Annotated in this window: 11 protein-coding genes; 2 read left to right on the plus strand and 9 right to left on the minus strand. The window is 71.6% G+C overall.

The window, feature by feature from the left end; all coding sequences use genetic code 11:
• Positions 1 to 13 precede the first annotated feature (13 nt).
• The 8 genes from gap to uvrA form a co-directional block, all read right to left on the minus strand.
• A complete protein-coding gene (gene gap / locus ACF9IK_RS10620) occupies positions 14 to 1,018 on the minus strand; it encodes a type I glyceraldehyde-3-phosphate dehydrogenase (protein WP_395293986.1) in 1,005 nt (334 codons plus the stop codon).
• Between the two features lie 300 nt (positions 1,019 to 1,318).
• Positions 1,319 to 2,299 carry a DNA-binding protein WhiA gene (gene whiA, locus ACF9IK_RS10625; RefSeq protein ID WP_209411690.1) on the minus strand — a complete coding sequence of 327 codons (981 nt, stop codon included), beginning with the start codon at positions 2,297 to 2,299 and terminating at the stop codon, positions 1,319 to 1,321.
• The gene (locus ACF9IK_RS10630; protein WP_395298536.1) at positions 2,290 to 3,393 is read right to left on the minus strand and encodes a gluconeogenesis factor YvcK family protein; all 1,104 of its coding nucleotides are present in this window, start codon (positions 3,391 to 3,393) and stop codon (positions 2,290 to 2,292) included. The genes whiA and ACF9IK_RS10630 overlap by 10 nt, the downstream gene beginning before the upstream one ends.
• 91 nt (positions 3,394 to 3,484) lie before the next feature.
• Positions 3,485 to 4,387 (minus strand): RNase adapter RapZ, encoded by a 903-nt coding sequence (gene rapZ, locus ACF9IK_RS10635; protein ID WP_395293987.1) that lies wholly within the window; start codon positions 4,385 to 4,387, stop codon positions 3,485 to 3,487.
• 124 nt (positions 4,388 to 4,511) lie between these two features.
• Positions 4,512 to 6,632, minus strand: a complete 2,121-nt coding sequence (gene uvrC, locus ACF9IK_RS10640; RefSeq protein ID WP_395293988.1) for an excinuclease ABC subunit UvrC — start codon at positions 6,630 to 6,632, stop codon at positions 4,512 to 4,514.
• A gap of 99 nt (positions 6,633 to 6,731) precedes the next feature.
• On the minus strand, positions 6,732 to 7,760 hold the full coding sequence (locus ACF9IK_RS10645; RefSeq protein WP_395293989.1) for an ArsR/SmtB family transcription factor: 1,029 nt from the start codon (positions 7,758 to 7,760) through the stop codon (positions 6,732 to 6,734).
• Between the two features lie 194 nt (positions 7,761 to 7,954).
• Positions 7,955 to 8,404: a Rieske (2Fe-2S) protein gene (locus tag ACF9IK_RS10650; RefSeq protein WP_395293990.1), complete on the minus strand. Its 450-nt coding sequence runs from the start codon at positions 8,402 to 8,404 to the stop codon at positions 7,955 to 7,957.
• Between the two features lie 128 nt (positions 8,405 to 8,532).
• Entirely contained in the window at positions 8,533 to 11,433 is a 2,901-nt protein-coding gene (uvrA, locus tag ACF9IK_RS10655) for an excinuclease ABC subunit UvrA (protein ID WP_395293991.1), read from the minus strand.
• Positions 11,434 to 11,662: 229 nt separating this feature from the next.
• On the opposite strand from uvrA, the gene ACF9IK_RS10660 reads away from it, so the two are divergent.
• A complete protein-coding gene (locus ACF9IK_RS10660; protein ID WP_395293992.1) occupies positions 11,663 to 12,433 on the plus strand; it encodes a maleylpyruvate isomerase family mycothiol-dependent enzyme in 771 nt (256 codons plus the stop codon).
• 45 nt (positions 12,434 to 12,478) lie between these two features.
• Complete coding sequence (locus ACF9IK_RS10665) at positions 12,479 to 13,132, plus strand: MBL fold metallo-hydrolase (RefSeq protein WP_395293993.1); 654 nt, start codon at positions 12,479 to 12,481, stop codon at positions 13,130 to 13,132.
• Between the two features lie 75 nt (positions 13,133 to 13,207).
• On the opposite strand, the gene ACF9IK_RS10670 is transcribed toward ACF9IK_RS10665, so the two are convergent.
• Positions 13,208 to 14,191, minus strand: a complete 984-nt coding sequence (locus ACF9IK_RS10670) for a TerC family protein (RefSeq protein ID WP_395293994.1) — start codon at positions 14,189 to 14,191, stop codon at positions 13,208 to 13,210.
• Between the last annotated feature and the right edge of the window lie 55 nt (positions 14,192 to 14,246).

The following is a 14,246-nucleotide window of genomic DNA, read 5'->3' on the forward strand; positions in this document are numbered from 1 at the left end:
AGCTCCCGCTGCGTCAAAGCCGGCCGCCGACGAGGGCGGTCAGGTTGACGAGGCGGTTCGAGTAGCCCCACTCGTTGTCGTACCAGCCGAAGACCTTGACCTGGTTGCCCTGGGCCATGGTCAGCAGCGAGTCGAAGATCGTGGAGAACGGCGAGTTGACGATGTCGGAGGAGACGATCGGGTCCTCGGTGTACTGCAGGATGCCGTTGAGCGAGCTCTCCGAGGCCTTCTTGAAGGCCTCGTTGACCTCGGCGGCGGTGACGTCGCGCTCCAGCGTCACCACCAGGTCGGTGATCGAGCCGGTCGGCACCGGGACGCGCAGCGAGGTGCCGTCCAGCTTGCCCTTGAGCTCCGGCAGGACGAGCGCGGTCGCCTTGGCGGCACCGGTCGACGTCGGGATGATGTTGAGGGCCGCGGCACGGGCGCGCCGCAGGTCCTTGTGCGGGAAGTCCAGGGTGACCTGGTCGTTGGTGTACGCGTGCACCGTGGTCATCAGACCCTTGACGATGCCGAAGCTCTCGTTCAGCACCTTGGCCAGCGGCGCCACGCAGTTGGTGGTGCAGGAGGCGTTGGAGATGATCGTGTGCTGGGCGGGGTCGTACTTGTCGTCGTTGACGCCCATGACGATGGTGATGTCCTCGTCGGTGGCGGGCGCCGAGATGATGACCTTCTTGGCGCCGGCGGCGACGTGCTTGCGGGCCGCCTCGGCCTTGGTGAAGATGCCGGTGGACTCGATGACGATGTCGGCACCGAGCTCGCCCCAGGGCAGGTTCGCCGGGTCGCGCTCGGCGACGACCTTGAAGGTCTTGCCGTCGACGGTGATGCTGTCCGCGGTGTGGGACACCTCGCCCGGGAAGGTGCCCAGGATCGAGTCGTACTTGAGAAGGTGCGCCAGGGTCTTCGTGTCGGTGAGGTCGTTGACACCGACGATCTCGATGTCCGCGCCCTGGGACTTCACCGCCCGGAAGAAGTTGCGGCCGATGCGGCCGAATCCGTTGATGCCTACCCGGATCGTCACGAACCGATCTCCTCGTTAGGTACGCCGGAGCTAAGCCGACGGGGTGGAATTTTGGGATGTCCCCGACCGCCTCCGACCCTACCCCTCCAAAGCCTGGTTGGGCACATCACGCCCGGTACGCCGCCCGGGCGTGGCGTGTCAAGAGGATGTGACCAGGTCGTCCACCCTTGTCCGGTTTGAAAGTTGGGGCGCGCGGCGCGGGGCCGCGCGCGGACCGCGCCGTCCCACGGTTCGGACACGAAACGGCCGGTGCCCCGGACACCCGGGGCACCGGCCGTTCGCCGCGGCTGCGCGCGGGCGTCAGTTGAGCGCCATCTCGTCGGTCAGATTGGCCTCGGTACTGGGCAACCCCAGCTCGGAGGCGCGCTTGTCGGCCATCGCCAGCAGACGGCGGATCCGGCCGGCCACCGCGTCCTTGGTGAGCGGCGGGTCGGCCAGCGCACCCAGCTCCTCCAGCGAGGCCTGCTTGTGCTGCATCCGCAGCTGCCCGGCGGCGGCCAGGTGCTCGGGCACCTCGTCGCCGAGGATCTCCAGCGCGCGCTGCACCCGCGCGCCGGCCGCCACGGCGGCGCGGGCCGAGCGGCGCAGGTTGGCGTCGTCGAAGTTGGCCAGGCGGTTGGCGGTGGCGCGGACCTCGCGCCGCATCCGGCGCTCCTCCCAGGCCAGCACCGACTCGTGGGCGCCGAGCCGGGTCAGCAGCGCGCCGATGGCGTCGCCGTCGCGGATCACCACCCGGTCCACGCCGCGAACCTCACGGGCCTTGGCCGGGATGCCCAGCCGGCGGGCGGCACCGACCAGCGCCAGGGCGGCCTCGGAGCCGGGGCAGGTGATCTCCAGGGAGGACGAGCGGCCGGGCTCGGTGAGCGAGCCGTGCGCCAGGAAGGCTCCGCGCCAGGCGGCCTCGGCGTCGCAGGTCGCCCCGGAGACCACGGCCGGGGGCAGGCCCCGGATCGGTCGACCGCGGCCGTCGACCAGACCGGTCTGGCGGGCGAGGAGTTCGCCGTCCTTGACCACCCGGACCACGTAGCGGCTGCCGCGGCGCAGGCCACCGGGGGCCATCACGACGAGGTCGGAGGAGTGCCCGAAGATCTCCAGGAGGTCCTTGCGCAGCCGCCGGGCCGCCGCTCCGGTGTCGAGCTCCGCCTCGATCACGATGCGGCCGCTCACGATGTGCAGCCCGCCCGCGAATCGCAGGATCGCCGACACCTCCGCCTTGCGGCAGCACGCCCGGGTGACCGGGAGCCGGCTGATTTCGTCCTTCACCGCTGGAGTCATCGCCATGGCCCGATCCTTCCATGTGTCCGGAAAATCCGGTCGTACGCGGCGGCCAAGAGCTCCGGGTCGTGTCGCGGGGTGCCGTCCGCGCGGGCGACCCGGCCGAGCACCAGGGCGGCGCCCATCCGCTCGGCGGCCTTCTCCAGACCGGCCAGGTCCGCCTGGCCGAAGGCGCCGCCCGAGACGGCGCGCTCGTCCACCAGGATCGCATCCACCGCGAGGTCCGGGGCGTGGTCGGCGATGACCTCCAGGTGGCGCTGCGGGGTGAAGCCTTCCGTCTCGCCGGGCTGCGGGGCGAGGTTCAGGGTGAGCAGGCGGCGGGCACGGGTCTCGGTGAGCGCCTTGGCCAGCTCGGGCACCAGCAGGTGCGGCAGCACGCTGGTGAACCAGGAACCCGGGCCGAGCACCACCCAGTCCGCCTCGCGGACGGCGGTGACGGCCTCCGGGACGGCCGGCGGCTCGTCCGGCAGCAGCCGGATCGACTGCACGGTGCCGGGCGTCACCGCGACGCTGGCCTGGCCGCGTACGGCGGACAGCTCGGCGGGGTTGGCCGGGTCGTGGCCCCGGACGACCGCCTCGATGTCCAGCGGGACCGCCGACATCGGCAGCACCCGGCCCTGGACGTTGAGCAGCCGCCCCACCCAGTCCAGCGCGGCGACCGGGTCGCCCAGCTTCTCCCAGAGCGCGACGATCAGCAGGTTGCCGACGGCGTGGCCGCCCAGGTCGCCGGTGCCGGTGAAGCGCTGCTGGATCACCTCGGACCACGTCCGGCCCCAGTCGTCGTCGCCGCAGAGCGCGGCCAGCGCCTTGCGCAGGTCGCCCGGGGGCAGCACGCCGAGCTCCGAGCGCAGCCGGCCGCTGGAACCGCCGTCGTCGGCCACCGTGACGACCGCGGTGAGGTCGGTGGTGAGCCGGCGCAGTGCGGAGAGCGAGGCGGACAGGCCCTGGCCGCCGCCGAGGGCGGTGATCCGGGGGGCCTGGTTGGGGCGGGGTGCCTGGCCGGCACGGCTCTGGCTGGTGCGGACCGGCCCGGTGCGCGCCCGGCTGGGCGCCGCGGCTCGCGGCGGGACCCCCGTCCGGTCGGCGGTCCTGGTCTGCAGCTGCCGCCCGGGCACGTATCCCGTCACACCCACCTCGCGTTCCAACTTGCCGGCCGCCGGCCTCCACCGGCGGTCCGGCAGGGTGCGGCGGCTACTCCCGTCCCATGTCACGGTGGACCAGCACCGTTTCCACACCGTCGGCGATGAGGCGCTTGGTCAGGCGCTCGGACATCGCGACGCTGCGGTGCTTCCCACCGGTGCAGCCTACGGCAAGGGTCATGTAGCGCTTCCCCTCGCGCCGGTACCCCTCGGCGACGATGCGCAGCAGCTCCGCGTAGCCGTCGAGGAACTCGTTGGCCCCGGGCTGCTGGAACACGTAGTCGGCGACGTCGGCGTCGGTGCCGGTACGGGCCCGCAGCTCGGGAACCCAGTGCGGGTTCGGCAGGAAGCGACAGTCCACCACGAGGTCGGCGTCGACCGGAAGACCGTACTTGAAGCCGAAGGACATCACGGTGGCGCGCAGCTCGGGCTCGTCGTGGTCGGCGAACTGGGCGTCGAGCTTGGCCCGCAGCTGGTGCACGTTGAGGTTGGAGGTGTCGATCACCAGGTCGGCCTCGCCGCGCAGATCGCGCAGCAGATCGCGCTCCTGGGCGATCCCGTCGACGATCCGGCCGTCGGCCTGCAGCGGGTGCGGGCGGCGGACGTTCTCGAAGCGGCGGACCAGCGCGTCGTCGGAGGAGTCGAGGAAGACGACCCGGAGCCGGACGCCGCGCTTCTCCAGCTCGTCCAGGGACGTGAGCAGGTCGTCGAAGAACTGCCGGCCGCGGACGTCCACCACGACGCCGATCCGGGCCACGTTGCCCTGGGAGCGGGCTCCGAGGTCCACCATGGTCGGGATCAGGGCCGGCGGCAGGTTGTCCACCACGAACCAGCCCAGGTCCTCCAGGCACTTGGCGGCGGTGGACCGGCCGGCTCCGGACATACCGGAGATGATCACCAGCTCCGGGGCGTTCTCCTCGCCGGCCATCGGCCGGGCGCCCCCATCGTCGGACATGCTCACTTCGGTTCCCCGCTCTCGGTGGTTCTGCTGAGGAGAACGCGCGTCGCGCGGGCACGCTTCCCCGGCTCACTCGGGCGAGTGAGCTCGGGGCGCGCCGGCTGACGGGCGGCGTCGGCCGTCATGGCGTCTCCTGGGATGGTGCGGTCTGGGGCGCTGCGTCGGCCGCGCTGTCGCCGGCCGGGCCGGTCGCGTCCGCGCTGTCATCGATGATCTCGCCGGTGGCGGTGTTCACTGCGGGTGCCGCGGGTGTACGGGACGACAACGCTGCCGCAACAGTCTCCGCCGTCCGGCGTCCGATGCCGGGGACGGCGCAGAGTTCGTCGACGGTGGCCGCCCGGAGCTTCTTCAGCGAGCCGAAGTGCTTGAGCAGTGCCTGGCGGCGAGTCTCGCCGAGGCCGGGGACGGAGTCCAGTTCCCCGGCGGTGAGTCGCTTGGAACGCCTGTTGCGCTGGTAGGTGATCGCGAACCGGTGGGCCTCGTCGCGGACCCGCTGGAGCAGGTAGAGGCCCTCGCTGCTGCGCGGCAGGACCACCGGGTCGTCCTCGCCGGGCAGCCAGACCTCCTCCAGCCGCTTGGCCAGGCCGCAGAGGGCGACGTCGTCGATGCCCAGCTCGTCCAGGGCGCGCCTGGCGGCGGCGACCTGCGGCTGCCCGCCGTCGACGACCAGCAGCTGCGGCGGGTAGGCGAAGCGGCGCGGGCGGCCGGTGTCGGGGTCGACCGGGCCGGCCGGGGCCTCGGCGCCGTCCGGACCTGGCCGGTCCGCGCCGACCACGCCGTCCGGACCGACCGGCTCCTCGGCCTCGGGGACGGCCCACTCCCCCGTCTGCTCGCGCTCCTGCAGGTAGCGGCGGAACCGCCGGCTGATCACCTCGTGCATCGAGCGGACGTCGTCCTGGCCCTCGAAGCCCTTGATCTGGAACCGGCGGTACTCGCTCTTGCGGGCCAGACCGTCCTCGAAGACCACCATCGAGGCGACCACGTCCTCGCCCTGGAGGTGCGAGATGTCGAAGCACTCGATGCGCAGCGGGACGGAGTCCAGCTCCAGGGCGTCGGCGATCTCCTGGAGGGCGCGGCTGCGGGTGGTGAGGTCGGAGGCGCGCTTGGTCTTGTGCAGCGCCAGCGCCTGCTGGGCGTTGCGCTGCACGGTGGCCATCAGGTCCTTCTTGTCGCCCCGCTGCGGGACGCGCAGATCGACCTGGCTGCCCCGCAGCCCGGACAGCCAGTCGCGGACCGGCTCGACCGGCTCGGGCAGCGCGGGCACCAGCACCTCGCGCGGGACGGACTCGCTCCGCTCCTCCGCACTGGCACCGCCGTAGAGCTGTTGCAGGGCGTGCTCGACCAGGCCGGCGGTGTCGACGTCCTCGACCTTGTCGGTGACCCAGCCGCGCTGGCCGCGGACCCGGCCGCCGCGGACGTGGAAGATCTGGACAGCCGCCTCCAGTTCGTCCTCGGCGACGGCGAGCAGGTCGGCGTCGGTGGCGTCGGCGAGGACGATCGCGTTCTTCTCCATCGCGCGCTTGAGGGCTCCGATGTCGTCGCGCAACCGGGCGGCCTTCTCGTACTCCATCTCCGCGGCGGCCTCCTGCATCTGCTCTTCCAGCCGGCGCAGGTAGTTGCCGGTGCGGCCGGCCATGAAGTCGCAGAAGTCCGCGGCCAGCGCGCGGTGTTCGTCCGCCGAGACCTTGCCGACGCAGGGTGCGGCGCACTTGCCGATGTAGCCGAGCAGGCAGGGCCGGCCGACCTGGCTGGCGCGCTTGAAGACGCCGTTGGAGCAGGTGCGGACGGGGAAGACGCGCAGCAGCAGGTCGACCGTCTCGCGGATCGCCCAGGCATGGCCGTAGGGGCCGAAGTAACGCACACCCTTCCTGTGCGCCCCGCGCATCACCTGGACCCGCGGGTACTCCTCGTTGAGGGTGACCGCGAGCTCCGGATAGCTCTTGTCGTCACGGTACTTGACGTTGAAACGGGGGTCGAACTCCTTGATCCAGGAGTACTCCAGCTGGAGCGCCTCGACCTCGGTGGTGACCACCGTCCACTCCACCGACGCCGCGGTGGTGACCATCGTCGCGGTGCGCGGGTGCAGCCCGGCGAGATCCTGGAAGTAGGACGACAGCCGGGGGCGCAGGCTCTTGGCCTTGCCGACGTAGATGACCCGCCCGTGGGCGTCGCGGAACTTGTAGACCCCCGGCGACGTCGGGATCGCGCCGGGCGCCGGGCGGTAGGTGGACGGGTCAGCCATGGGTCCACCGTACCCAGTCGGCGGGGCGTCCCGTGGGCCGGTCCGCAGCTCGGGCGCTGGCCCGGCGGGGGACGCGGCCGGCGGCCGGGGTGCGCGCGGTCACCGGCCGCCGCCCCGGTTGAGCAGGTCCGTGCCGAGCGGGGTGATCGAGTGCAGGACGGCGCCGCCGCGGCGCCGCGTGGTGATCAGGTTCGCCTCGCGCAGGACGCCCGCGTGCTGGCTCGCCGCCGCGGCCGAGATGTTGAGCCGGCGGGCCAGTTCGCCGGTGCTGCAGCCCTCCGCGACCACGCCCAGGGCGGCGGCCCTGGTCCGGCCGAGCAGCGCGCCGAGGGGCTTGCGACTGCGATCGGGCTCCCCGTCCCCCCAGAACGCGGCCGCGGCGAGCGGATCGGCGAGGGCGGGCACGGCCAGGATCGGCGGTGCGCTCTCGTCGGTGAGGTCGGTCAGCAGTTCCACGTGGCCGACCAGGAACACCGTCGGCACCAGGACCAACCCGCGGCCGTTCAGGCGGACGTCCTGCTCCCGGGGGAAGCGGACCTTCAGCACGGGGGCCTCCCACCGGACCAGCGTCGGGGAGACCGTCTCCAGAAGCCGCTCGATGCCGCCCTCCAGCACGGTGCGCGCCCAGTCGGCCCGGACGGCGTCCAACTGCCCGCGCATCCGCTGCCAGTGGGGCTGCACCACCGCGCGGTAGCCGGCGTCCAGCGAGTCGGCGAGGACGCCCCGGGCCTCCTGGTCGCCGTCCGCCAGCGCCCGCAGCCACCCCGGGGCGGCCCGGGGCAGCGAGACGTGCTCCAACTCCAGCCGCAGCACGGTGTCGGAGGTGCTCAGCAGGCGGTCGACGCCGGACTCGATGGTCGGCTCGGTGCCGGTCAGGGCGATCAGGTCGAGGCCCGGCCCGCTGTGCGGTAACAGCGAGGCGAGCGGGCGCAGCCGGCGGCTCAACGGGGCGTCCAGCCGGCCGCGCAGGCCCTGGCGCCAGGGACGGAAGACCGCGGGGACGTTCGGACAGGTCAGCAGCCTCAGCGCGTGGCCGGTCTCGGTCGCCGCCCCGACCGTGGAGACCGTCCTCGTCCGCGCCAGGTCGTCGGCCGTGAAGTGGATCCGCAGCACCGAAGTCCCTCCCATGCCTCCGCCGCTGCCGGAAGTCTCGCGCTCCCCGCCGTGCGCCGTCCAGCAGGAGCTTTAAGCCTGGGCCGAAATGTCTGTCGCTGCACGGCCCGGCCACCGCACGATGGAGTCGTGCAGGAGGTCTCGCCGCCCCGACGGGGGTGGGGCGGCGAGACGGGGCACCGAGGTGGCCCGGCGGTGGGCGCGGCCGCTCAGACCGGGGTCACCCTGAGGTTGTCGCCGTCGACGGCCACCTGGTACTCGGGCAGCGGCAGCTTGGCCGGGCCCTCGACGCGGGCGCCGGTGGACATGTTGAACGAACTGCCGTGGCACGGGCACTTGATCAGCTGGTCCTCGACCTTGTCGACCACGCACCCGGCGTGGGTGCAGACCGCGCTGAAGGCCTCGTACTGGCCGGCGGACGGCTGGGTGACGACGATCTTCTGCTCCCGGTAGACCTTGCCGCCGCCCACCGGCACGTCCGCGGCCGGGCCGACCACCACCGGCTCCTTGGGCTTGGCGGGGGCCGAGGTCTTGGCGGTGGAGGAGCCGCCGGAGGCACAGCCGGAAAGGGCGACCGTGCCCCCGGCGGCCAGGACGGCGGCGGCACCGCAGAGCACGGTGCGACGGGAGGCGGCGGGGCTCTCGGGGGCCTCGGACATCGGTGGCTGCTCCTCGGGGGGGGGTGGGGGCGTCGACGGTCAGCGGCAGTCTATGCGCCGCACCCGGCCGTCCCGTGGCGGGACGGCCGGGTGCGGCACCGGAAGGGCTGCCGGCCGTGCCGGGCCGGCTACTTCTTGGCGGCGGCCCGCTTGCGCGGGGCCTTCACCGCGACCGGGGCGTCGTTGAACTCCCCCGGCAGGATGTCCCGCAGGAACTTGCCGGTGTGGCTGTCCGGGACGGCGGCGATCTGCTCCGGGGTGCCCTCGGCGACCACCGTGCCACCGCCGGAGCCGCCCTCGGGCCCCATGTCGACGATCCAGTCGGCGGTCTTGATCACATCGAGGTTGTGCTCGATGACGATCACCGTGTTGCCCTTCTCCACCAGGCCGGAGAGGACCTTGATCAGCTTGCTGATGTCCTCGAAGTGCAGACCGGTGGTCGGCTCGTCCAGCACGTAGACCGTCCGCCCGGTGGAGCGCTTCTGCAGCTCGGAGGCGAGCTTGACGCGCTGCGCCTCACCGCCGGAGAGCGTCGGCGCGGACTGGCCGAGCCGGACGTAGCCGAGGCCGACGTCGTTGAGCGTCCGCAGATGCCGCGCGATCGCCGGGACGGCCTCGAAGAAGTGCAGCGCCTCCTCGATCGGCATGTCCAGCACCTCGGCGATGGACTTGCCCTTGTAGTGCACCTCCAGCGTCTCCCGGTTGTACCGGGCGCCGTGGCAGACCTCGCACGGCACGTAGACGTCGGGCAGGAAGTTCATCTCGATCTTGATGGTGCCGTCGCCGGAGCAGTTCTCGCAGCGGCCGCCCTTGACGTTGAACGAGAACCGGCCGGGCAGGTATCCGCGGACCTTGGCCTCCTGCGTCTCCGCGAAGAGCCGCCGGACGTGGTCGAACACGCCGGTGTAGGTGGCCGGGTTGGAGCGCGGGGTCCGGCCGATCGGCGACTGGTCGACGTGCACCACCTTGTCCACCAGGTCGGTGCCGGTGATCCGGGTGTGCCGGCCGGGCACGCTGCGGGCGCCGTTCAGCTCCCGCGCGAGGTGGGTGTAGAGGATGTCGTTGACCAGCGTCGACTTGCCGGAGCCGGAGACACCGGTGATCGCGGTGAAGGTGCCGAGCGGGAAGCCGACCGTGACGTCCTTGAGGTTGTGCTCGCGGGCGCCGTGGACGGTCAGCTGGCGCTTGGCTTCCCGCGGGCGGCGGGCGGCCGGGATCGGGATGCTGCGCTTGCCGGAGAGGTACTGGCCGGTGAGCGACTCCTTGTTGCCGAGCAGTTCCTTCAGCGAGCCCGAGTGCACCACCTTGCCACCGTGCTCGCCGGCGCCGGGGCCGATGTCGACCACCCAGTCGGCCGTCTTGATGGTGTCCTCGTCGTGCTCGACGACGATCAGGGTGTTGCCGATGTCCCGCAGGCGGACCAGCGTCTCGATCAGGCGGTGGTTGTCCCGCTGGTGCAGGCCGATCGACGGCTCGTCCAGCACGTAGAGCACGCCGACCAGGCCGGAGCCGATCTGGGTGGCGAGCCGGATGCGCTGGGCCTCGCCGCCGGAGAGGGTGCCGGCCGCGCGGTTGAGCGAGAGGTAGTCCAGCCCGACGTCGACCAGGAAGCGGAGCCGCTCGTTGACCTCCTTGAGGACCCGCTCGGCGATCTTCTTGTCGCGGGCGTTGAGCTTCATCGCGCCCAGGAACTCGGAGCAGTCGCTGATCGACATCGCCGAGACGTCGGCGATGGACCGGCCCTCGACCGTCACCGCGAGCACGATCGGCTTGAGCCGGGTGCCCTCACAGGTCGGGCAGGGCACCTCGCGCATGTAGCCCTCGAAGCGCTCGCGGCTGGAGTCGCTCTCCGCCTCGCCGTGCCGGCGCTGGATGAACGGCACCGCGCCCTCGAAGCCCGTGGTGTACGAGCGGTCCCGGCCGTAGCGGTTGCGGTAGCGCACCTCGACCTGGTGCTTGTGCCCGTAGAGCAGCGCCTTCTTGGCGCGGGCCGGCAGCCCGGCCCAGGGGATGTCGGTGCGGAAGCCCAGCTCGCCGGCGAGGGCGTCGATCAGACGCTGGAAGTACTCCTTGGTGTGGCCGCCGGACCACGGGTGGATGGCGCCCTCGTCCAGCGACCGCTCCTCGTCCGGGACGACCAGCTCCGGGTCCACCTCCATCCGGTTGCCGAGGCCGGAGCAGTCCGGGCAGGCGCCGAACGGCGAGTTGAAGGAGAACGAGCGCGGCTCCAGCTCCTCGAAGGACACGTCGTCGTACGGGCAGTAGAGGTGCTCGGAGTACATCCGCTCGCGCTCCTGGTCGTCCTCCGGGAGGTCGACGAAGTCGAGCACGACCATGCCGCCGCCCAGCCGCAGGGCCGTCTCCACCGAGTCGGTCAGCCGCCGCTTGGCGCCCTCCTTGACGGTGAGCCGGTCGATGACCACCTCGACCGTGTGCTTCTCCTGCTTCTTGAGCTTGGGCGGCTCGGCGAGCTGGATCGTCGCGCCGTCCACCCGGGCGCGGGCGTAGCCCTTGGACTGGAGGTCCGCGAAGAGGTCGACGAACTCGCCCTTGCGCTCGCGCACCACCGGGCTGAGCACCTGGAACCGGGTGCCCTCGGCGAGCTCCAGCACCTTGTCCACGATGGCCTGCGGGGACTGCTTGGCGATCGGGCGGCCGCAGTGCGGGCAGTGCGGCTTGCCGATCCGCGCGAACAGCAGGCGCAGGTAGTCGTAGACCTCGGTGATGGTGCCGACGGTCGAGCGCGGGTTGCGGTTGGTGGACTTCTGGTCGATCGAGACGGCCGGGGAGAGGCCCTCGATGAAGTCGACGTCGGGCTTGTCCATCTGCCCGAGGAACTGCCGGGCGTAGGAGGACAGCGATTCGACGTAGCGGCGCTGACCCTCGGCGAAGATCGTGTCGAAGGCCAGCGAGGACTTGCCGGAGCCGGAGAGGCCCGTGAAGACGATGAGGGAGTCGCGAGGCAGGTCGAGCGAGACGTTCTTGAGGTTGTGCTCGCGAGCACCGCGGACGATGAGGCGGTCGGCCACTGCTTCTGGCGCCTTTCTCCGGGGCGAGACGGCTTGCGGTGAGAGGTGTTCTTCTTCCAGGATGCGGCAGCCAGCCTATAGCTCAGGCGTTCGATTATCGAGCTCGTCAAGCGGAGTCCACCCGAACGAGTGACGCCCCGTCTCCGACCGTCCGCGCACGCCCAAGGAAAGCACCTGCTCAGGGCCCGGATCGGCGATAGCGTCACCTGGTGAACGAGCGGTGCCCCCCGTGGGCACGCACCGCCTCTACCGGAAGGCCGATTCGATGACCGACCCGCAGACCGCCGCCGCCCTCGCCGCCGCCCGGCTGAGCCTGGTCGAGGAGGGCACCCGGCACCTGCTGCACACCGTCTCCGGACTGAAGCCCGAGGCCGTCGCCGAGCCCTCCGCGCTCCCCGGCTGGACCAGGGGCCACGTACTGGCGCACGTCGCCCGCAACGCCGACTCCCTGGTCAACCTCCTGGACGGCGCCCGCACCGGCACCGACATCCCGCAGTACGCCAGCAGCGAGGCGCGCAACCAGGGCATCGAGGACGGCGCCCCGCGCCCGGTGGACGTCCAGCTGGCCGACCTGCGCACCTCGGACGAGCGCTTCGTCGCCGCCGCCGCGCTGCTGCCCGCCGAGGCCTGGACGGCCGACGTCCGCCACCGTGCCGGCTACGTCTTCCCGGCCTCCGACATCCCCTGGAAGCGCCTCGCCGAGGTCGAGTACCACCACGTGGACCTGGACGCCGGCTACACCCCGGCGCACTGGCCGGAGCTGTTCGCGGTCACCGAGTTCCGCAAGCTCTCCGCACGGCTGGCCGGCGCCGACCTGCCCGCCGTCGAGCTGATCGCCGAAGACACCGAGGACCGCGGCGTGATCGGCACCGGCACCCCGTCGCTGACCGTCGAGGGGCCGGTCCGGGCGCTGCTCGCCTGGCTCTCCGGCCGCTCCGACGGCGACGGCCTGCGCCGCACCCCCGACGCCGCGCTCCCCCAGCTTCCCCCCATGGGCTGACCGCGCGAGGATGATCCCAGGACCGACAGAGCGAGGAGCGGACGGATGACGTACCACGGAGCGGTCAAGGTCGGCGGACCGCCGGACGTGCGCGAACTGGCCCACCTGATCATCACCAAGGTGGCCGTAGGCCCGTACGACAACAACGCGTACCTGCTGCGCTGCCGGGCCACCGACGAACAGCTGCTGATCGACGCCGCGGCCGATGCGCCCGTCCTGCTGGAGACCGTCGGCGACGACCTCGCCACCGTGGTCACCACGCACCGCCACCACGACCACTGGGGAGCGCTCGCCGAGGTGGTCGCCACCACCGGCGCCCGGACGGCGGCGGGCGAGCACGACGCCGAGGGCATCGACGTCCCGACCGAGCTGCGGCTGGCCGACGGCGACCGGCTGCGGGTCGGCCAGGTCGAGCTGACCGTCCGGCACCTGGTCGGCCACACCCCGGGGGCGATCGTGCTGGTCTACGACGACCCGCAGGGCCACCCGCACGTCTTCACCGGCGACTGCCTGTTCCCCGGCGGGGTGGGCAACACCTGGGGCGACCCGGCGGCCTTCGAGAGCCTGTACAAGGACGTCAACGAGAAGATCTTCGACGTCCTGCCGGACGAGGCCTGGGTCTACCCCGGGCACGGCAACGACACCACGCTCGGGGCCGAGCGCCCGCACCTCCGGGAGTGGCGCGAGCGCGGCTGGTGAACCCCGAACGCGCGGCGGCCCCCGCGACCGTCACCGGTCGAGGGGGCCACCGCCGTTCGAGGGGCCGGGCGAGGATCAGGCGTCGACCTTCTCCGCCTGCTCGACCACCTCCCGCTCCTGCTTCTTCGCGGCCATCAGGCTGGTCACGGTGGTGACGGCGAGCACCGCCACGATGAAGCCCAGGGAGAACGGGATGCCGATCTCCGGCACGTGCACACCCTGCTCGTGCAGCGCGTGCAGCACCAGCTTCACCCCGATGAAGCCGAGGATCACCGACAGGCCGTACGAGAGGTGGACCAGCTTCTTCAGCAGCCCGCCGATCAGGAAGTACAGCTGGCGCAGACCCATCAGGGCGAAGGCGTTGGCGGTGAAGACGACGTACGGGTCCTGGGTCAGACCGAAGATCGCGGGGATCGAGTCCAGCGCGAACAGCACGTCGGTGGTGCCGATCGCCAGCATCACGATCAGCATCGGCGTCATCAGGCGACGGCCGTTCTCCCGGACGAAGAGCTTGGTGCCGTGGTACTTGTCGGTGGACGGGAAGCGCCGCTCGATCGACTTGAGCAGGCGGTTCTCCTCGAACTCCTCGTCCTCCTCCTCGGCCCGGGCCTCCTTGATCAGCTTCCACGCCGTCCAGACCAGGAAGCCGCCGAAGATGAAGAACACCCACGAGAACTGGGCCACCAGGGCCGCGCCGCCGGCGATGAAGACCGCGCGCAGCACAAGGGCGATGATCACGCCGAACATCAGCACGCGCTGCTGGTAGATCCTCGGCACCGCGAACTTGCTCATGATCAGGATGAACACGAAGAGGTTGTCGACGCTGAGCGACTTCTCGGTGATGTAGCCGGCGAAGAACTCACCGGCCGGCTGCGAACCGGAATGCCACCAGAGGAATCCGCCGAAGACCACGGCGAGCACGATCCAGACCGTGGTCCAGATTCCCGCTTCCTTGATCGAGACCTCGTGCGGCTTGCGGCCGCCGATGAAGAAGTCGGCCACGATCAGCGCCAACAGCACACCGATCGTGCCGACCCACATGCTTACGGAAACGTCCATACTGCTCCTCCGGCAGGTAGGCGAGACAGTCATCGTCACTGCCGGAGGTCTCTTC

It is taken from the genome of Kitasatospora hibisci (assembly GCF_043950205.1).
Lineage (GTDB): Bacteria > Actinomycetota > Actinomycetes > Streptomycetales > Streptomycetaceae > Kitasatospora > Kitasatospora hibisci.